This window comes from Duganella rhizosphaerae, from assembly GCF_040364205.1.
Classification (GTDB): domain Bacteria; phylum Pseudomonadota; class Gammaproteobacteria; order Burkholderiales; family Burkholderiaceae_D; genus Rugamonas; species Rugamonas rhizosphaerae.
Genome location: NZ_BPWK01000007.1, coordinates 328,754 through 346,451 on the forward strand (window position 1 = coordinate 328,754; position 17,698 = coordinate 346,451).

19 protein-coding genes are annotated in these 17,698 nt (G+C 64.8%); 10 read left to right on the forward strand and 9 right to left on the reverse strand.

Going from position 1 to position 17,698, the window contains the following annotated elements; translation table 11 throughout:
* Positions 1–22: 22 nt before the first annotated feature.
* From RUGAMON1_RS17605 to moaC, 5 genes are all read right to left on the reverse strand, one after another.
* On the reverse strand, positions 23–2,443 hold the full coding sequence (locus tag RUGAMON1_RS17605; RefSeq protein ID WP_445231720.1) for a glycoside hydrolase family 31 protein: 2,421 nt from the start codon (positions 2,441–2,443) through the stop codon (positions 23–25).
* Positions 2,444–2,472: 29 nt separating this feature from the next.
* Complete coding sequence (locus RUGAMON1_RS17610) at positions 2,473–3,183, reverse strand: flagellar brake protein (protein WP_445231721.1); 711 nt, start codon at positions 3,181–3,183, stop codon at positions 2,473–2,475.
* Positions 3,184–3,318: 135 nt separating this feature from the next.
* On the reverse strand, positions 3,319–3,762 hold the full coding sequence (locus RUGAMON1_RS17615) for a PIN domain-containing protein (RefSeq protein WP_445231722.1): 444 nt from the start codon (positions 3,760–3,762) through the stop codon (positions 3,319–3,321).
* Entirely contained in the window at positions 3,753–3,947 is a 195-nt protein-coding gene (locus tag RUGAMON1_RS17620; RefSeq protein WP_445231723.1) for a hypothetical protein, read from the reverse strand. The genes RUGAMON1_RS17615 and RUGAMON1_RS17620 overlap by 10 nt, the downstream gene beginning before the upstream one ends.
* Positions 3,948–4,052: 105 nt before the next feature.
* Entirely contained in the window at positions 4,053–4,556 is a 504-nt protein-coding gene (moaC, locus tag RUGAMON1_RS17625; protein WP_445231724.1) for a cyclic pyranopterin monophosphate synthase MoaC, read from the reverse strand.
* Positions 4,557–4,668: 112 nt separating this feature from the next.
* Here moaC and RUGAMON1_RS17630 point away from each other — a divergent pair, with 112 nt between their 5' ends.
* Positions 4,669–6,339: a M48 family metallopeptidase gene (locus tag RUGAMON1_RS17630; protein ID WP_445231725.1), complete on the forward strand. Its 1,671-nt coding sequence runs from the start codon at positions 4,669–4,671 to the stop codon at positions 6,337–6,339.
* Here RUGAMON1_RS17630 and RUGAMON1_RS17635 read toward each other — a convergent pair.
* The 4 genes from RUGAMON1_RS17635 to RUGAMON1_RS17650 all read right to left on the reverse strand — a co-directional run bounded on the left by RUGAMON1_RS17635 (position 6,314) and on the right by RUGAMON1_RS17650 (position 8,621).
* Positions 6,314–6,898 carry a DUF2946 family protein gene (locus tag RUGAMON1_RS17635; protein ID WP_445231726.1) on the reverse strand — a complete coding sequence of 195 codons (585 nt, stop codon included), beginning with the start codon at positions 6,896–6,898 and terminating at the stop codon, positions 6,314–6,316. The genes RUGAMON1_RS17630 and RUGAMON1_RS17635 overlap by 26 nt on opposite strands.
* A complete protein-coding gene (locus RUGAMON1_RS17640) occupies positions 6,891–7,865 on the reverse strand; it encodes a YheT family hydrolase (protein ID WP_445231727.1) in 975 nt (324 codons plus the stop codon). Before RUGAMON1_RS17640 ends, RUGAMON1_RS17635 begins: the two co-directional genes overlap by 8 nt.
* Before the next feature lie 90 nt (positions 7,866–7,955).
* Entirely contained in the window at positions 7,956–8,381 is a 426-nt protein-coding gene (locus RUGAMON1_RS17645) for a YybH family protein (RefSeq protein WP_445231728.1), read from the reverse strand.
* Positions 8,382–8,414: 33 nt separating this feature from the next.
* Complete coding sequence (locus RUGAMON1_RS17650; protein ID WP_026334010.1) at positions 8,415–8,621, reverse strand: zinc-finger domain-containing protein; 207 nt, start codon at positions 8,619–8,621, stop codon at positions 8,415–8,417.
* Positions 8,622–8,758: 137 nt separating this feature from the next.
* Here RUGAMON1_RS17650 and RUGAMON1_RS17655 point away from each other — a divergent pair, with 137 nt between their 5' ends.
* The 9 genes from RUGAMON1_RS17655 to RUGAMON1_RS17695 all read left to right on the forward strand — a co-directional run bounded on the left by RUGAMON1_RS17655 (position 8,759) and on the right by RUGAMON1_RS17695 (position 17,697).
* Entirely contained in the window at positions 8,759–9,505 is a 747-nt protein-coding gene (locus RUGAMON1_RS17655; protein ID WP_445231729.1) for an AzlC family ABC transporter permease, read from the forward strand.
* Positions 9,498–9,827 (forward strand): branched-chain amino acid transport AzlD family protein, encoded by a 330-nt coding sequence (locus tag RUGAMON1_RS17660; protein ID WP_445231730.1) that lies wholly within the window; start codon positions 9,498–9,500, stop codon positions 9,825–9,827. The genes RUGAMON1_RS17655 and RUGAMON1_RS17660 overlap by 8 nt, the downstream gene beginning before the upstream one ends.
* A gap of 67 nt (positions 9,828–9,894) precedes the next feature.
* Positions 9,895–11,112: a phosphoglycerate kinase gene (locus RUGAMON1_RS17665; RefSeq protein WP_445231731.1), complete on the forward strand. Its 1,218-nt coding sequence runs from the start codon at positions 9,895–9,897 to the stop codon at positions 11,110–11,112.
* 193 nt (positions 11,113–11,305) lie between these two features.
* Positions 11,306–12,757, forward strand: coding sequence for a pyruvate kinase (gene pyk, locus RUGAMON1_RS17670; RefSeq protein WP_445231732.1), 1,452 nt, complete (start codon positions 11,306–11,308; stop codon positions 12,755–12,757).
* An 80-nt stretch (positions 12,758–12,837) separates the two neighbouring features.
* The gene (fba, locus tag RUGAMON1_RS17675) at positions 12,838–13,902 is read left to right on the forward strand and encodes a class II fructose-bisphosphate aldolase (RefSeq protein ID WP_445231733.1); all 1,065 of its coding nucleotides are present in this window, start codon (positions 12,838–12,840) and stop codon (positions 13,900–13,902) included.
* 121 nt (positions 13,903–14,023) lie between these two features.
* Entirely contained in the window at positions 14,024–14,917 is an 894-nt protein-coding gene (locus tag RUGAMON1_RS17680) for a phosphoribosylaminoimidazolesuccinocarboxamide synthase (RefSeq protein WP_445231734.1), read from the forward strand.
* A gap of 1 nt (position 14,918) precedes the next feature.
* The gene (purE, locus tag RUGAMON1_RS17685; RefSeq protein ID WP_445231735.1) at positions 14,919–15,416 is read left to right on the forward strand and encodes a 5-(carboxyamino)imidazole ribonucleotide mutase; all 498 of its coding nucleotides are present in this window, start codon (positions 14,919–14,921) and stop codon (positions 15,414–15,416) included.
* Positions 15,416–16,630 (forward strand): 5-(carboxyamino)imidazole ribonucleotide synthase, encoded by a 1,215-nt coding sequence (locus RUGAMON1_RS17690; RefSeq protein WP_445231736.1) that lies wholly within the window; start codon positions 15,416–15,418, stop codon positions 16,628–16,630. Before purE ends, RUGAMON1_RS17690 begins: the two co-directional genes overlap by 1 nt.
* Complete coding sequence (locus tag RUGAMON1_RS17695) at positions 16,627–17,697, forward strand: L-threonylcarbamoyladenylate synthase (protein ID WP_445231737.1); 1,071 nt, start codon at positions 16,627–16,629, stop codon at positions 17,695–17,697. The genes RUGAMON1_RS17690 and RUGAMON1_RS17695 overlap by 4 nt, the downstream gene beginning before the upstream one ends.
* The last annotated feature ends 1 nt before the right edge of the window (position 17,698 follow it).

The window sequence follows — 17,698 nt, forward strand, 5'->3', positions numbered from 1 at the left end:
CCGGGCCGTTTTCATTTGGGCGCTAAGTACAGGGCACGATGCGTGTCGTTCGACTGAGCTTGGCCGGCGGCAGCTGTAGCGTCGCCAGCTGCCCCGATCCATCCGGCGTTGCGTTGTAGCGTTTGCCGTTCACGCTGTAGCACGTGTTGGCCCCTGCGCCATGCAGTGTGAGCCGCCATGAGCGCTGCCATGGCGCGCCACGGTAACTGCCACGCGCGGCGCCGATGCTCAGGCTGCGATGGGCGTCATCCCAGCGGATGGCGGTAGTCATCAGCTGGCCTTGTTTGCGATAAGCTTCGCTGACGTCGTCGTCCTCCTGCAACAGCGTGCTGCCCGATGCGCCGGTGTAGATGTCGAGCAGCATCCGCTGTTTGTCGGCGCCGGCGGTGCTGGTGGCATAGCCCTGGCGCGGCAGGATGGCGCCGGCCTTGACGAACACCGGTAGCAGGCCGCGCTCGGCGCCGACGCTGATCACCGTTCCGCCGGCAGCCGCTTGCTGCGGCGCTTGCCGCTGCCAGAAATCGTACCAGCGGCCTGGCGGCAGCCAGACTTCGGTGGCGCCGTCGCGGCTGGTGCGCGGCGCGACCAGCAGCGACGGGCCCCACATGTATTGCAGGTCGTGGCTCCACGCCGCGTCGTCATGTGGATAGTCGAGCAGCATGGCGCGCGCCATCGGCAGGCCGCTGGTCGCCGCCTCATGTGCCGCCGAATAAATGTAGGGCATCAGCTGATAGCGGGCTTGCGCAAACTGGTGCGCCGCCGCCTGTTCGCCGGCGCTGCGGTCCAGCGGCCAGCGCGACGGTCCCATGCCGTGCGGCTTCCAGATCGGCGCAAACGCGCCGAAGCCCATCGCCCATTGCTGGTAGAGGTCGGCGTCCGGACCCTGTTTGCTTTCCCAATCGTAGAATCCGCCCGCGTCATGGCCCCAGTACGGGAAGCCGGACAAGCCGGCCAGCTGCATGCCGCGAATCTGCATCTTCATTTCGTCGAAGTTGGGCTTGATGTCGCCGCTCCACAGCGAGGCATAACGTTGCGCACCTGCCGTCATGCCGCGCACCCACACATACGGGCGCCGGGTGATGGCCGACTTGTCCCAGCCGTCGCGCACCAGCGCCTGCGCGATCAGGAAGAACCAGTAATTGCGCATCTCCGCGAAGCTGCGGCCGTTGGCCAGTTTGGCATCCGCCGGCGCGCCGCCCATCTCGTCGAATTCGTCTATCCACAGCGCGTCGCCCGGATAGTGCAGCGCGGGGTCCAGCGACTTGCGGTACAGGACATCCCAGAACCACTGGCGGAAGGCCGGGTTGGTCTGGTCCGGCGCGCTGGTGGCGAAGTCGACGCCCGCTACGCCGGGCACGTTGAACTCGGGCTTCCAGCCTTCGCTGAATTCGAGGATGCAGCGGTTGACGTCGATGGTCGTGACCAGCCGGTTCTGCTTCAGCCATTGCGCGTATTCGGCCGGCTGCGGATAGCGGCCGCGATCCCATTCCAGATACGACTCGCAGCGCTTGCCGCCGCCGGCGCGCCAGCGGTTGTCGTTGACGATGTGGTCGATGGGGAAGCCGGCGGCGCGGTGCTCGCCGACCTTGCGCTTCCACCAGGCCTCGTCCGAGGGCGTGGCCGCATCGTGGTCGTGCGACTTGTCCGACAGCGCCAGGCCGAACATGGCCTTGGGCGGCAGGCGCGGCTTGCCGGTCAGTTCGACATAGTGCGCCAGCACCTCGCGCGGCGTCGGGCCGGCGATGAAATAGTAATCCATGCGGCCGGCATAGCCCTGTGTGTCGATGCCGAATTCATAGCGGCCGTCGGCGCCGAAATTGAAGCGGTTCTTGAACGTGCTGTTCAGGAAGACGCCGTAACCCTTGCTGGAAATATAGAACGGCACCAGCAGCGGCGCCTGCTGAATCTGTTCGCTGCCGTAGTTGCGGCCCAGTTCCTGGCCGCGCAGATCGATGGACTGGGCGCGGCCATAGTAGCCATGGCCCAGCGCGGTGAAATGCTCCGCCGGATCCGGCGCGAAGCTGCGCACGATGCTGCTGTCGCGCCATTCCAGGCCGCCTTGCTCCGTCAGCACCGGCGCGCCGGCCATCAGGTAGGTGACGGCCAGCGTCTGCCTGTCGATGACGAGGCGTAGCGGGGCGGCGCCCGGCAGCTGCAACGCCAGCGTGGCGCCTTGCCCGCTGACCTGCAGCGCGCCGCCATGCGGAAGCGCCTCGACCATCTCGTAGTAATTGTCGGGGAAGTAGTCCTCGCCCTTGCGTATCGTTTGCAGCCGGATCGCATGCGAGCCGTAGGGCGTGATGCGCAAGCTGGCGCCCGCCGCATCGGAGACGATCACGCTGGCGCCGCTGCGGACGTAGCGGGCATCCGCATGCGCAGGCGTGGGCAACGCACCGGCGAGCGCCACTGCGCCACGGAGGCATGCCCGATAAAATTCTCGCATATCCTCGTACCTCTTCCGGGAAGGGGGGATCAGACGATTTTCTGGCGGTCGGCGATCAACGCCTCGTAGGTCAGGTTTTGCAGCATGGTGTAGTGGACCGGATCCAGGTCGATGAACTGCACGCCGTAGGTGAACACCTCGGGCTTGTCGCCGGTGGCCGGCTTGACCACGTTGATGTTGCGGATGGTGGCGTTCGGATTGATGCGCACCTGGCGGTTGCCGGGCTGGGCGATCAGGTAGAACGACAGCCCGACCTGGGCCTCGTCGTCCGACAGCTTCTTGGCCGATTCGATCAGCGCGCCGGAAACGCTCAGGTTCACCAGGAACACGGAATTGGTGCCGGCCGGGGAAGACACCTGGGCCGGGATATCGACCTTGACCCGCATCGCCGCGCGCAGGCTGGTGCCCTGGATGGACTGCGGGAACGACAGGTGGACATAGAACAGCGGACGCGGAAATACCCGTTGCACCACGCAGGAGAAGGAGCAGACGTTGACGCCGGAGAAGACGCGGATGGTCAGCTTGTCGCCGTCGTTGAGGGCGATCGGTGCGCCATTCTCGAACGGAACCTTGACGATCATGTACTCATCCTTGGCCCAGCCGATCAGCGTGGAGAAGTGCTGGATCGGCTTGATCGTGCGGTGAGTGATGAACTGAATCCTGCCGCCCACCTGCAGGTTCATTTGCTCGAATTCGTATTCCTGAGTCTTGGCTTCGCTCGGTGGAGGGTTGCTGCTCATTCAAATTCTTTCTCGTATGCGCGAGGCGGGTACGGTGAGGCCTACGTCAAAAGATTACTTCAGTGACATTTATTATATACCCACCAAACAAAGGTAACAATCAGACAATAGGATGGGTTGCTATTTGGTCGCAGGTTAGCACGCTGGCGGCGGGGCAACGTTGAAAACCGTTGAATTTTGAAGCTCATAAGGGACACGGAGGTTGTTGCCTCTGAAGTCCTTCTTGTTGCGGGTTATGAGCAAACGCCCGGTCACGTTGGCCGTGGCTTGGATGACGGCATCGGGGAGGCGGATCTTTGGGGGATTGATTAAACTGCTGGCACGTATCCTGGCTGCTTCAGCCATGATGGCATCGCTAGTGTGGATGATTGTAAATGTCGCCAGAAAATCGCGGATCGACTGCATTTCGTGAGGGGTAATTTTACCCCAGCCAGCATCAGCCAAAGGCTTTGAGGCTACCTCCATCCAAGTGACGGCGCTGATACCTATATCGTCGAAATACCCGATTTCGGTCACAGCTTGTTGTATTCCGTTCAGTGCGTCGATCAGGATATTGCTGTCGAAAAGGGCTAATCGCATTCTGCCCGGACCTCGAGCTGATACTCCAAGCCATCCTCGGGAAATACTCCTTTGCCCTTCAATATGCCGAAAGCTGCGGTGATCGCCTTTTTGCGTGCCTCAAGCTTGGCAACAATATCAGGTTGTGCCGTTTGTTCGTCTGGCATGGTCGGCTTTTGATCTTGCTTTTCTGGGCGACGTTGCATTTCAACCTCCAGAATGGACCTTTGAAAGAGAAATTATAGGCCGCAGTATGTTCTCTGGCGCAGTTGTACACAATTATTTGATCTGGATCTACCTTGCTTAGCCGATCAGCTCGTTACGCTCCAATCGCCCGACTTGCCGCCATGCTTTTCCATCACGCGGATATCGGTCATGACCATGCCCCGGTCCACGGCCTTGCACATGTCGTACACGGTCAGCAGGCCGACCTGCACCGCCGTCAGCGCCTCCATCTCCACCCCGGTCTTGCCGTAGGTTTCCACCTGGGCCTTGCAGTGCACGCTGGAATGGGCCTCATCGGTCTCGAAATCGACCGTCACCCGGGTCAGCGCCAGCGGGTGGCACAGCGGCACCAGGTCGCTGGTGCGCTTGGAGGCCATGATGGCGGCGATGCGCGCGATGCCCAGCACGTCGCCCTTTTTGGCCGTGCCGCCGATGATGATGGCCAGCGTTTCCGGCTTCATGCGGATGCTGCCGCTGGCCAGCGCGGTGCGGTGCGTCTCGGCCTTGGCGCCGACATCGACCATGTGCGCCTGGCCGGAGCCGTCGAAGTGGGTCAGTTGATCGGCGGGCGCGGAGTTTTCGATGGTCATGGTGGGCTTTAAAACGTAACAAAATAATTCGTCGGCGGACGCCGTGCGTGAGCGCCCGAGTTGCGGGTATCATATCATCGTGAATACAAAACGCTCCCCCCGCTCTCTGCGCATGCGTGTAGTTGCCGCCGCGCTGCTGGTTGCCATGCCCCTGGCCATGGCGCAAGACGTTCTGGCGCCCGCCAAGATCCCGAACCTGCCCGCGCTCGGCGATACCGAACGCCAGGACCTGTCGCCGCTGATGGAGCGCAAGCTGGGCGAGGAAATCATGCGCGACATCCGCCGCGACCACGATTTCCTCGACGACGGTCCCATCCTCGAATACCTGAACAACTTCGGCAACTCGCTGGTCGCGGCCCGTCCCGGCGCGCGCGGCGAGGCCAATTTCGACTACTACTTCTTCGCCGTGCGCGATCCGCAGCTGAACGCCTTCGCGCTGCCCGGCGGCTTCATCGCCGTGCACTCGGCGCTGCTGCTGGCGGCGCAGTCCGAGTCCGAACTGGCCTCGGTGCTGGGCCACGAGATCGGCCACGTGGCGCAGCGCCACATCGCCCGCTCGATCGGCCAGCAGAAGCAGGACGCGCTGATCCCGCTGGCGGCGATGATCCTGGCGGCGCTGGCCTCCAAGGCCGGCGGCGACGCCGCCCTCGGCGTGTTCTCGGCCGGGCAGGGCCTGGCCATCCAGCGGCAGCTGAACTTCGGCCGCGACGCCGAGCGCGAGGCCGACCGCATCGGCTTCCAGATCATGGGCGCGGCCGGCTTCGATACCTCGGGCATGGTGGCCTTCTTCCAGCGCATGCAGACCGCGACCCGCAACTACAGCGACCTGGTGCCGGCCTATCTGCAAAGCCACCCGCTGACCACCGAGCGCATCGCCGACATCCAGGCCCGCATCCGCGAGCAGCCCTACAAGCAGCGCCAGGACAGCCTGGACTTCTACCTGGTGCGTTCGCGCGCGCGGGTGCTGCAGGATCCGAGCTCGGCCGGACTGGCCGAGGCCAAGGTGTTTTTTGAAGGCCAGATGCAGCAGGAAAACCGCCAGCAGGTCACCGCCGGCCAGTACGGCATGGCTTTCCTGTCGCTGAAAAAAGGCGATACCGCGCAAGCCCAGGTCTGGCTCGACAAGGCGCGCGCGACCTTCGACAAGCCGCCCGCCGCCGGCACCTTCAGCATGGCCGCGCGGCCGGCGCCGGATTCGATCTTCGTCAGCACCTCGATCGAGATCAAGCTGGCGCAGCCGGACAACAAGGCCATGATCGAAAAGGGACTGGCCGAGGCGGAAGCGGCGCACCTGCAGTTCCCGCTGTCGCGCGGCATCGCGCATCAATATGGCGAGGCGCTGATCGCGGCCGGCAAGCTGGAGCAGGCGGCCGTGTATCTGCGCGACCAGGTGCAGCTGTACCGCGAGGATCCCGATGCCTACGATTTGCTGGCGCAGACCTATTCCAAGCAGGGCAAGCTGGCTTTGCAGCATATCGCACTGGCGGAATCGTATGTATTGCAGGGCGGCGTGCTGTCGGCGCTGGACCAGTTGAGCTACGCGCGCAAGGCGCCCGACGCTTCCTTCTACGACCAGGCCGTGATCGATGCGCGCGAGCGCGAGTTGCAGGCCCGTCGCCGCGAGGAGCTGGGCGAGAAGGGCAAGAAGGATTTACGCGAGGCCGATACGCGCCCGGCGTTCAAGACGGAGATGCACGGCGGCCCGGAGCGCGCGGTCTCGGGCAATCCGCTCGACCGCCTGCGCCCGGAATCGAATCCTATGCCGGTGCGGACGGTGCGTTGACGTAGCCGAAGCGCGCCGGCAGTTCGGCGGCGGCCACGCGCTGCACGGCCACGCCGTCCAGCGTCAGCGCGCCGGACGCCGAACCGTCCATCCACGCCAGCAGGTCTTCATCGACCACGGCGGCGCCGTTCATTTTCAACAGTGGCAGCACGTGCGCGAAATCGCGGTCGTCCAGCTGCGCCACCACGGCGCCGCTGCGCAAGACCAGCGCCCCGCTTTCCGTCAGCACGACTTCCTCGACCGCCCCCAGCGCCGCGCCGGTGTGCAAGGCCCAGCCCTGCGCGGGATCGGTGCGGACGATGTAGGGCGTCGCTTCCAGCTGCACGTACACGCGCTGCGGACCGTTCTGGAAATACCAGCAGCCGCGCTCGTCGGCGGCGTAGTTGCGCACGATGAAGGCGACCAGCGCCGCGTGGTGCAGTTTGTCGCCGGGCAGGTTCAAATGCTGGGCGCGCTCGTCGCGCATGCGCCAGTTGCCGCGCGCATCCAGTCCCAGCCAGCCGTAGCAGTAGGGTACGTTGGGCCACTTGGCCAGCGCTTGCTTGACGATGTCATCCATGTTGTTCGGCCAGTGCGTCGTTGGTGGCGGTCACGCCTTGCATGAAGTGGATCAGGCGCTGCGGCAGCCAGTGCAGCTTGCCCGGCAGGCCGCCGACGGCAAAGCCCACATGGCCGCCCTCGGCAGGATAGTCCAATACCACGTTCGGCGCCGCACGTTGCGGCAGATGGCGGCCGGGCAGGAAGGGATCGTTCTTCGCGTTCAGCACCAGGGTCGGCACGGTGATGTCGTCGAGCACGTGCTTGGCGCTGGCGCGGTCCCAGTAATCGTCGGTGTTGCGGTAGCCGTGCAGCGGCGCGGTCACCACGTTGTCGAAGGCGTACAGGTCGCGCGCGGCGTGCAGCGCGTCGAGGTCGAACAGGCCGGGGAACTGCTGGAGCTTGGCGATGCACTTGGGCTTGAGCGTTTGCAGGAACATGCGCGTGTAGATCATGTTGAAGCCGCTCGACAGCGAGACGCCGCCCTGCGCCAGGTCCAGCGGCGCCGACACCGCGCAGGCGGCGTCGACAAAATCGGCCTGGTGCTGCGACTCGCCCAGCCAGCGCAGCAGCGCGTTGCCGCCCAGCGAGACGCCGGCGGCGTAGAACTTGCCGCTGCTGCGGCCGTGCAGGCGGCGCACGATCCAGTCGATCTCGGCGGCGTCGCCCGAGTGGTAGAAGCGCGGCGCTCGGTTGGGTTCGCCGGAGCAGCCGCGGAAATGCGGCACCGCGCCCGACCAGCCGCGCGCGGCCACGTCGGCCATCAGCGCCCGCGCGTAGTGGCTGTCGGACGAGCCTTCGAGGCCGTGGAACAGCACCACGAACGGCTGGCCCGGCTGGCCGTCGACAAAATCGACATCGACGAAATCGCCGTCCGGCGCCTCCCAGCGCTCGCGCCGGAACCGCACCGCCGGCTTGGCGATGCAGGTGGCGGGATAGATGGTTTGCAGATGGCCCGAAGGGAGCCAGAAGGGCGCCGTGTATTTCATTGCTGTCCGTTGATTGAGCCGAGCTTTCACCCCGATAAGGCGGGGTCAGACCCCGTACGGGGTCTGACCCCTGGTTGCCGCTGTGCGGGTTTAATGCAGGATCTGGCTGGGGGTATCGGCCGGCGTCGGACCGGGCGCCACCGACACGTGGTGCAGCACGATACGCCAGCCGCGCGGCGACTTGACGTAGACGTTGGTGGCGACCAGGTGCGCGGCATCGCCGCCGGCGGTGGTGCCTTCGACCAAGGTGTGCACCGAGCTCATCAGGTTGTGGGTTTCATGCAACTGCGACGGCACGATGTGCAGGCCGCCGTGTTCCAGGATCGCCGCCCACGAGCTGCGGATCGCCGCATGGCCGATCAGGCGCGGCCCGCCCGGATGTACGCAGACGATTTCGTCGTCGTCGGCCCACAGCGCCATCAGCGCATCGAGGTCGGCGCGGTTGAGCGCGTCGTAAAAAGCCGATTCGGTCTCGGCGGCACTGCCATTCAACTGCTTGACTCGCTTGGTGGGCATGCTGGCTCCGGGGCGCGTGGCTGGCGGTTATTATTAGTGGTGAGCGACGACGGTGCCCGGCTTCAGGCGATAGGCGGTGCCGCAGTACGGGCACTTGGCGATGCCGTCGTGGTTGAATTCCAGGAACACGCGCGGGTGGGACGACCACAGCGGCATGGCCGGGTTAGGGCAGTGGGCCGGCAAGTCCTTGCCCTCGAGCTCAACTGCGTTGGTGGCGGCGGACGTGTGGGCGTTGGTCATATTCGTGTGCTCCGTAAGGCTGAGGAAAACCACGATTTTAACGGATTCGCGCATTGAGCAAAAATCATCGGTAAAATAGCGCCTCTACAACCCCGGTGCGGCCCGCTATGTGGCGGGAATGACACACGACTACGCACATGACCGAATTGAGCAGCGCACCTCCCCCGCCCTACGTCGCCGAGCACCACGAACCCTCGTGGCGCGAAGGTCTCAAGACCGGTACTCCCACCCTGTTCGGCATCGGCGCCTGGGGCCTGGTGGTGGGCATCGCCATGGTCAAAAGCGGGCTGACCGTGCCGCAGGCGCTGGGCATGACCCTGCTGGTGTTCGCCGGATCGGCCCAGCTGGCGGCCTTGCCGCTGATCGCCTCGCATTCGCCGATCTGGGTCATTTTCGCCACCGCCTTTGTGGTCAACCTGCGCTTTGTCATCTTCTCGGCCCTGCTGGCGCCGCATTTCGCCCAGCTGCCGTGGCGCAGGCGCTTCGTGCTCGGCTACGTGGCCGGCGACATGACGGTCGCCATGTTCCTGCACAAATACCCCAGCGAGGCGCCGCAGGTGGGCAAGCTGTCCTACCTGAAAGGCCTGCTGTACCCGAACTGGGGCGCCTGGCAGGTCGGCTCGATCGCCGGCATCTTCCTCGGCAGCGCCGTGCCCGCCGAATGGGGGCTGGGCTTTGCCGGCACCCTGGCCATCATCTGCGTGATGATCCCGCTGGTGGTGGGCCGTCCCGCGCTGTGCGGCGTGCTGGTGGCCGGCGCGGTGTCGGTGCTGGCGGCCGGCCTGCCGTACAAGCTGGGCCTGCTGCTGGCCGTGCTGGTCGGCATGCTGACCTCGATGGCGATCGAAGAGGGTGTCGAAAAATGGAGAAAAAACCATGGCTGATTGGGAAGTCTGGATCATCATCGGCGTGCTGGCGCTGGCCACCGCCGCCACCCGCAGCTCGTTCTGGCTGATCGGCCAGCACATCACCATCCCCAAGCGGGTGCAGGAAATGCTGCGCTATGCGCCGGCCTGCGCGCTGGCGGCCATCGTCGCGCCGGACCTGATCATGATGGACAGCCATCCGCTGCTCGATTTGAGCAATCTCAAATTGGTATCAGGTATCGTTGCCACGATCTTTTATTTGCTGCGGCGCAATATGCTGCAGACAATTGTGTTCGGCATGGCTTTTTACACGGCTTTGCGGCTGATCAATGTATTTTAATAACAGTTAAATCCCCCCGTCCTTGCGGTAAAATAGCGCTCTTTCTTCAACTCGACCTTGGGTAGCCATGTCCGCTGTTTTGAACTTCATCCGTCTGCAAGATCTCATCGCTCAGAATGCGCTGCAAGGCAAGCGCGTTTTCATCCGCGCCGACTTGAACGTGCCGCAGGATGATAGCGGCAATATCACCGAAGATACGCGCATCCGCGCTTCCGTACCGGCCATCAAGGCGGCCGCGGCCGCTGGCGCCAAGGTCATGGTCACGTCCCACCTGGGCCGTCCGACCGAAGGCGAGTTCAAGCCGGAAGACAGCCTGGCGCCGGTTGCCGCGCGCCTGGCCGAGCTGCTGGGCCAGCCGGTCGAGCTGAAACAGAACTGGGTCGACGGCGCCGGCCTGGAATCGCTGCAGGCCGGCCAAGTGGTATTGCTGGAAAACGTGCGCGTGAACAAGGGCGAGAAGAAGAACAGCGACGAACTGGCGCAGAAAATGGCCGCTTTGTGCGACATCTACGTCAACGACGCTTTCGGCACCGCGCACCGCGCGGAAGCCTCGACGCACGGCATCGCCAAGTTCGCCCCGGTCGCCTGCGCCGGTCCGCTGCTGGCCGCCGAGCTGGACGCGCTGGGCAAGGCGCTGGGCGCCCCGGCCCGTCCGCTGCTGGCCATCGTGGCCGGTTCCAAGGTTTCGTCCAAGCTGTCGATCCTGAAGGCGCTGGCCGACAAGGTCGACAACCTGATCGTCGGCGGCGGCATCGCCAACACCTTCATGAAGGCCGTCGGCCTGAACATCGGCAAGTCGCTGGTGGAAAACGAGCTGGTCGAGGAAGCCAAGGCCATCATCGAGATCATGGCCCAGCGCGGCGCGCAGGTGCCGATCCCGGTCGACGTCGTCTGCGCCAAGGAATTCTCGCCAACCGCCGTCGCCACCATCAAGGACGTGGCTGACGTGGCCGACGACGACATGATCCTGGACATCGGCCCGAAAACCGCCGCCATCCTGGCCGCGCAGATCGGCGCCGCCGGCACTATCGTCTGGAACGGCCCGGTCGGCGTGTTCGAGTTCGACCAGTTCGGCGAAGGCACCAAGACGCTGGCGCTGGCCATCGCCGGCTCGAAGGCGTTCTCGATCGCCGGCGGCGGCGACACGCTGGCGGCCATCGCCAAGTACCACATCACCGAGCAGATCGGTTACATCTCGACCGGCGGCGGCGCCTTCCTGGAGTTCCTGGAAGGCAAGACCCTGCCTGCGGTGGAGATTTTGACGCAGCGTGCTGCGGCGCAGTAAAAATAGTAACTATAAAAGCACGGTCGTGCGGTGTAGCAAATTAACAGTAAAATCCAGTTAATGCCTGAGAAAGGTCTGAAATTTGTAGCTTTGCTACAAATTTTGGGCCCGAGCAACATAAACAGCGCAGCTTTTCCGGGTCTCCGCCGCACTTGCGGGGACTGTTCGCATGACCCAACGCTCAAGGAATACTATGTCCCGTGGTACCAAAATTGTTGCAACGATCGGCCCAGCCTCCACTGACTTCAACGTGCTGGTCAAAATGATACGCGCGGGCGTTGATGTCGTGCGCCTGAACTTCTCGCACGGCAAGGCCCAGGATCACATCGACCGCGCGCGCCTGGTGCGCGAAGCGGCGGCCGAATGCGGCCGCGAAGTGGCGATCATGGCCGACATGCAGGGTCCTAAAATCCGCGTCGGCAAGTTTGAAAATGGTAAGATTGACCTTGTGAACGGCGACAAATTCATCCTGGACGCGAAATGGGGTGAAAACGGCGAGCTGGGCAACCAGGAACGCGTCGGCCTGGACTACAAGGCGCTGCCGCAGGATTTGCGCGCCGACGACAAGCTGCTGCTGAACGACGGCCTGATCGTGCTGGTGGTCGACAAGATCGTCGGCCATGAGATTTACACCACCGTGAAAATCGGTGGCGAACTGTCCAACAACAAGGGCATCAATCGCCAGGGCGGCGGCTTGACCGCGCCGGCGCTGACCGCCAAGGACATGGAAGACATCAAGACGGCAATGAGTTTCCAGTGCGATTACCTGGCGATCTCGTTCCCGAAAAGCGCGACCGACATGGAAATGGCGCGCCAGCTGGCCAATATCGCCGGCGAGCCGTTCGGCCACAAGCCGATGATGATCGCCAAGATCGAACGCGCCGAAGCGATCCCTGTGCTGCAGGAGATCCTCGACGCTTCCGACGGCATCATGGTCGCGCGTGGCGACCTGGCGGTGGAAGTGGGCAACGCGGCGGTGCCGGCGCTGCAGAAGCGCATGATCCGCATGGCGCGCGAGTCGAACAAGCTGGCGATCACCGCGACCCAGATGATGGAGTCGATGATCTTCAACGCCGTGCCGACCCGCGCCGAAGTATCGGACGTGGCCAACGCGGTGCTGGACGGCACGGATGCGGTGATGACCTCGGCGGAAACCGCCTCGGGCCGCTATCCGATTGAAACGGTGGAAATGATGGCCGCCATTTGCGTGGAAGCCGAGCAGTCCGAGTACAACAAGCTCGACGCCGACTTCCTCAATGCGACCTTCACCCGGATCGACCAGTCGATCGCCTATGCCGCGCTGTTCACCGCGCACCACCTGGCGGTGAAGGCCATCGTGGCGCTGACCGAGTCCGGTTCGACCGCGTTGTGGATGAGCCGTCACAACATCGATACGCCGATCTTCGCGCTGACGCCGAGCGTGACGACCCAGCGCAAGGTGGCGCTGTATCGCAACGTGAAGGCCTACAATCTGCTGCAAAAGGCCGGCAGCGCGGAAGTATTGAAGCAGGCCGAGGATCTGCTGGTCGAGTACGGCATCGCCAAGAAGGGTGACATGATCGTCGTCACTTGGGGCGAGCCGATGGGCCAGGTCGGCGGCACCAATGCGCTGAAGATCGTCAAGGTTGGAGAATTTACCAAGTAAGTCCGGTAGCGCCGCCCTCGCGGAACGAGGGTGGCATGTGGCTCCGGCAACCAGGTTTTTTTATTGTTTGGAGTATTACCATGTCCCTCGTATCCATGCGCCAATTGCTGGACCACGCCGCTGAAAACGGCTATGGCATCCCTGCATTCAACGTCAACAATCTGGAGCAAGTGCAGGCCATCATGGCCGCGGCCGACGCCCTGAACAGCCCGGTCATCATGCAGGCTTCGGCCGGCGCCCGCAAATATGCCGGCGAAGCCTTCCTGCGCCACCTGATCGACGCCGCCGTCGAAGCCTACCCGCACATCCCGGTCGTCATGCACCAGGACCACGGCCAGTCGCCGGCGGTCTGCATGGCCGCGATCCGCTCCGGCTTCACCTCGGTGATGATGGACGGCTCGCTGGAAGCGGACGGCAAGTCGGTCGCTTCGTACGAGTACAACGTCGAAGTATCGAAAGAAGTGGTCAAGTTCTCGCACGCCATCGGCGTCACCGTGGAAGCCGAACTGGGCGTGCTCGGTTCGCTGGAAACCATGAAGGGCGACAAGGAAGACGGCCACGGCGCCGAAGGCACCATGACCCGCGAAATGCTGCTGACCGACGTGGCCCAGGCCGCCGACTTCGTGCAGCGCACCCAGTGCGACGCGCTGGCGATCGCCATCGGCACCTCGCACGGCGCCTACAAGTTCACCCGCAAGCCGACCGGCGACATCCTGGCCATCGACCGCATCAAGGAAATCCACGCCCGCATCCCCAACACCCACCTGGTGATGCACGGTTCGTCGTCGGTGCCGCAGGAACTGCTGGCCATCATCCGCGAATTCGGCGGCGACATGAAGGAAACCTACGGCGTGCCGGTTGAAGAGATCCAGGAAGGCATCCGTCACGGCGTCCGCAAGATCAACATCGACACCGACATCCGCCTGGCCATGACCGCCGCGGTGCGCCAGTACCTGTTCCAGAACCCGTCGAAGTTCGACCCGCGCGACTTCCTGAAACCAGCCCGCGCCGCCGCCGAGCTGGTCGTGCGCGCCCGCTTCCAGGCCTTCGGCTGCGAAGGCCAGGCGTCGAAGATCAAGGTCATCCCGATGGAAAAAATGGCCGAGCGCTACAAGGCCGGCGAGCTGTCGCAGATTGTGAAGTAAAATTCTGTTTTGGAACGGACCGATTCTCTCGGGAATCGGTCCATCTCTCTTGACCGGCTAGCAAGGTTTTCCCTGCGCCGGTTTTCGCTTTTCTATACCGCTAGTCTATCCACCTCCCGCTATGAACAGCCTTTACCAGACCTCCATTCACTCCCTGCCACTGCTCGGCCACGGCAAAGTCCGCGACAACTACGCAGTCGGCGACGACAAGATCTTGATCGTCACCACCGACCGCCTGTCGGCCTTCGACGTCGTCATGAACGAGCCTATCCCCGGCAAGGGCATGGTCCTGAACCAGATGAGCGATTTCTGGTTCGAGAAACTCGGCCACATCGTGCCGAACCACCTGACCGGCGTGGCGCCGGAATCGGTGGTCGCCGCCGACGAAGTCGAGCAGGTCAAAGGCCGCGCCGTGGTCGCCAAGCGCCTGAAGCCGATCATGGTCGAGGCGGTGGTGCGCGGCTACATCATCGGTTCGGGCTGGAAGGATTACCAGGACACCGGCAGCATCTGCGGCATCAAGCTGCCGGCCGGCCTGCAACAGGCTGAGAAGCTGCCTGAGCCGCTGTTCACCCCGGCCGCCAAGGCCGACCTGGGCGAGCACGACGAGAACATCAGCTTCGCCGACATGGAAAGCCGCATCGGCGCCGAACTGGCCGCCAAGATGCGCGACGTCAGCATCGCCCTGTACAAGGCCGCCGCCGACTACGCCGCCACGCGCGGCATCATCATCGCCGACACCAAGTTCGAATTCGGCCTGGACGACAACGGCGTCATGCACCTGATGGACGAAGTGCTGACCGCCGACTCGTCGCGCTTCTGGCCCGCGGACTCGTACCAGCCAGGCATGTCGCCGCCGTCGTTCGACAAGCAGTTCGTGCGCGACTACCTGGAAACCCTGACCTGGGGCAAAACCGCACCGGCGCCGGCGCTGCCTGCCGACGTCATCGACAAGACCCAGGCCAAGTACTTCGAAGCCATCGAGCGCCTGACCGGCCAGAAGCTGAAGGCATAACATGGATCAGAACAAGCCATTGGTCGGCGTCATCATGGGTTCGTCGTCGGACTGGGACGTGATGCAGAACGCGGTCGCCATCCTCAAGCAGTTCGGCGTGCCGTTTGAAGCGCAAGTCATTTCCGCGCACCGCATGCCGGACGAGATGTACGCCTACGCCAAGAGCGCCCGCGCCCGTGGCCTGCGCGCCATCATCGCCGGCGCCGGCGGCGCCGCCCACCTGCCTGGCATGGTGGCCGCGATGACCATCGTGCCGGTGCTGGGCGTGCCGGTGCCGTCCAAGTATCTGCGCGGCGAGGATTCGCTGCTGTCCATCGTGCAGATGCCCAAGGGCGTGCCGGTGTCGACCTTCGCCATCGGCGAAGCCGGCGCCGCCAATGCCGCGCTGACGGCGGTCGCCATGATCGCCGCCAACGACGACGCGCTGGCCGACAAGCTGGAAGCATTCCGCATCACGCAAACCGAAGCCGCCAAGGCCATGACTTTACCGCTGGAATAATGAGTAAATTGTTTTCACCTCAGTTGCAACCCCTGCTTCCAGCCGCCAATCCGCCAGCCTGGCTGGGTGTGATGGGCGGCGGCCAGCTGGGCCGCATGTTCGCCCAGGCCGCGCAGAGCATGGGCTATCAAGTGGCCGTGCTGGAACCGGCGGCCGATTGTCCCGCAGGGCAGGTCGCGCAGCGCCTGGTTGAAGCCGGCTACAGCGATGCCGCCGGCCTCGACGCGCTGGCCGCGCAATGCCTGGCCGTCACCACCGAATTCGAGAACGTGCCGGCCGACAGCCTGTCGCGCCTGGCGCAGCAAGTGTTTGTCGCGCCGAACGCGCACGGCGTGTCGGTGGCGCAGGACCGCATCGCCGAGAAACGCTTCTTCGTCGATTGCGCGTCCAGGTCGGGCGTGATGCCGGCGCCGCACAAGGTGATCGCCTCGCATGAGGACATCGCCGCCATCGGCGACGACCTGCTGCCGGGCATCCTGAAAACCGTGCGCATGGGTTACGACGGCAAGGGCCAGGTGCGCGTGCGCAGCCGCGAAGACGTGCGCGCCGCCTTCGACAGCATGGACGGCGTCACCTGCCTGCTGGAGAAGATGCTGCCGCTGGCCTACGAGGTCTCGGTGCTGACCGCCCGTGGCGCCGACGGCGAGTCGGTGGTCTATCCGATCGCCGAGAACGTCCACCGCGACGGCATCCTGTTCACCACCACCGTGCCGGGCCCGAACGTGTCGGAAGCCAGCGCCAGGGTCGCGCAGCAGGCGGCGCAAGCCATTGTTGCCGAGCTCGGTTATGTCGGCGTGCTGTGCATCGAATTCTTCGTGCTCACCGACGGCAGCCTGGTGGTCAACGAGATGGCGCCGCGTCCGCACAACAGCGGCCACTACACGATGGACGCCTGCGTCACCAGCCAGTTCGCGCAGCAGGTGCGCGCGATGGCGCGGCTGCCGCTGGGCGATGTGCGCCAGCATTCGCCGGCCGTGATGCTCAACATCCTCGGCGACGTCTGGTTCACCGACGACAGCGATACCACGCGCGAACCGGCGTGGGACCAGGTGCTGGCGCTGCCGGGCGCCTGCCTGCACCTGTACGGCAAGGACGATCCACGCCGCGCCCGCAAGATGGGGCACCTGACCTTCATCGCACCGACCCTGGCGCAAGCGCAGCAGCAGCTCGACGCCGCCTGCGCCATCCTGGTGATTGACAAGGCGGCACCGTGAAGCAGCCGGCCGCAACGGTAGCCGATCAGACCGCCATCGCGGCGGCGGCGGCGATCCTGGAGGAGGGCGGCCTGGTCGCCTTCCCCACCGAGACCGTCTACGGCCTGGGCGCCGACGCCGAGAACCCGGCGGCCGTGGCCCGCATCTACCAGGCCAAGGGCCGTCCGAACGACCACCCGGTGATCGTCCACGTCGCCCCCGGCGCCGAGCTCGACTACTGGGTCACCGACATCCCGCAGGAAGCCCGCCAGCTGGTGGCCGCCTTCTGGCCGGGACCGCTGACGCTGATTTTGAAACGCGCCAGCCACATTCCCGACGCCGTCTCCGGCGGCCAGGATACGGTCGGCATCCGCTGCCCGTCGCATCCGGTCGCGATCGCCTTGCTGAGCGCCTTCAAGGGCGGCAAGGGCGGCGTGGCCGCGCCGTCGGCCAACAAGTTTGGCAACGTCAGCCCGACCACCGCGCAGCACGTGCGCGACGAGTTCGGCCTGGACGAGCGGGACGACGGCGCCACCGACGGCGAGGCCTGCAGCGGCGCGCTGCTGAGCACCGTGCTCGAAGGCGGCGCCAGCCAGGTCGGCATCGAATCGACCATCGTCGACCTGTCGCGCCTGGCCACGCACGGCCCGGTGCTGCTGCGTCCCGGCCACATCAGCGCGCAGCAGATCGCCGACGTCATCGGTGCGCTGCCGGCCGCGCCGGACCAGGCCGCCCCGCGCGCCTCCGGCACGCTGGAATCGCACTACGCGCCGCGCACCCCGGTCACCATGCTGGCGCAAGCCGAGCTGACGGCCGCGCTGGCGCAGCTGCAGGCGCGCGGCGTCAAGGTCGCGCTGATCAGCCACGCCTTGCCGGCGCAGCCGCAGCCGCAATGCATGCTGCCCGCCGATCCGGCCGGCTACGCCTACGGCCTCTACGCCGCGCTGCGCGACATGGACCAGACCGGCTCCGACCTGATCCTGGTGGAGACCCCGCCGCAAGGTGCGCAATGGCTGGGAGTGAACGACCGCCTGCGTCGTTCGGTGTTCGGCTCGGCCGGCGTGATCGCGTCCCTGCTGACAAAATGAG

Bases quoted from the DNA above. Each gene is read 5' to 3' on its own strand.
- RUGAMON1_RS17680 (WP_445231734.1), top strand. From the start codon at position 14,024: ATGAACAGCCTTTACCAGACCTCCATTCACTCCCTGCCACTGCTCGGC.
- RUGAMON1_RS17655 (WP_445231729.1), top strand. From the start codon at position 8,759: ATGACCGAATTGAGCAGCGCACCTCCCCCGCCCTACGTCGCCGAGCAC.
- RUGAMON1_RS17665 (WP_445231731.1), top strand. From the start codon at position 9,895: ATGTCCGCTGTTTTGAACTTCATCCGTCTGCAAGATCTCATCGCTCAG.
- pyk (WP_445231732.1), top strand. From the start codon at position 11,306: ATGTCCCGTGGTACCAAAATTGTTGCAACGATCGGCCCAGCCTCCACT.
- purE (WP_445231735.1), top strand. From the start codon at position 14,919: ATGGATCAGAACAAGCCATTGGTCGGCGTCATCATGGGTTCGTCGTCG.
- RUGAMON1_RS17610 (WP_445231721.1), bottom strand. From the start codon at position 3,183: ATGAGCAGCAACCCTCCACCGAGCGAAGCCAAGACTCAGGAATACGAA.
- fba (WP_445231733.1), top strand. From the start codon at position 12,838: ATGTCCCTCGTATCCATGCGCCAATTGCTGGACCACGCCGCTGAAAAC.
- RUGAMON1_RS17650 (WP_026334010.1), bottom strand. From the start codon at position 8,621: ATGACCAACGCCCACACGTCCGCCGCCACCAACGCAGTTGAGCTCGAG.
- moaC (WP_445231724.1), bottom strand. From the start codon at position 4,556: ATGACCATCGAAAACTCCGCGCCCGCCGATCAACTGACCCACTTCGAC.
- RUGAMON1_RS17640 (WP_445231727.1), bottom strand. From the start codon at position 7,865: ATGAAATACACGGCGCCCTTCTGGCTCCCTTCGGGCCATCTGCAAACC.
- RUGAMON1_RS17630 (WP_445231725.1), top strand. From the start codon at position 4,669: ATGCGTGTAGTTGCCGCCGCGCTGCTGGTTGCCATGCCCCTGGCCATG.
- RUGAMON1_RS17635 (WP_445231726.1), bottom strand. From the start codon at position 6,898: ATGGATGACATCGTCAAGCAAGCGCTGGCCAAGTGGCCCAACGTACCC.
- RUGAMON1_RS17645 (WP_445231728.1), bottom strand. From the start codon at position 8,381: ATGCCCACCAAGCGAGTCAAGCAGTTGAATGGCAGTGCCGCCGAGACC.
- RUGAMON1_RS17615 (WP_445231722.1), bottom strand. From the start codon at position 3,762: ATGCGATTAGCCCTTTTCGACAGCAATATCCTGATCGACGCACTGAAC.
- RUGAMON1_RS17620 (WP_445231723.1), bottom strand. From the start codon at position 3,947: ATGCAACGTCGCCCAGAAAAGCAAGATCAAAAGCCGACCATGCCAGAC.
- RUGAMON1_RS17605 (WP_445231720.1), bottom strand. From the start codon at position 2,443: ATGCGAGAATTTTATCGGGCATGCCTCCGTGGCGCAGTGGCGCTCGCC.
- RUGAMON1_RS17690 (WP_445231736.1), top strand. From the start codon at position 15,416: ATGAGTAAATTGTTTTCACCTCAGTTGCAACCCCTGCTTCCAGCCGCC.
- RUGAMON1_RS17660 (WP_445231730.1), top strand. From the start codon at position 9,498: ATGGCTGATTGGGAAGTCTGGATCATCATCGGCGTGCTGGCGCTGGCC.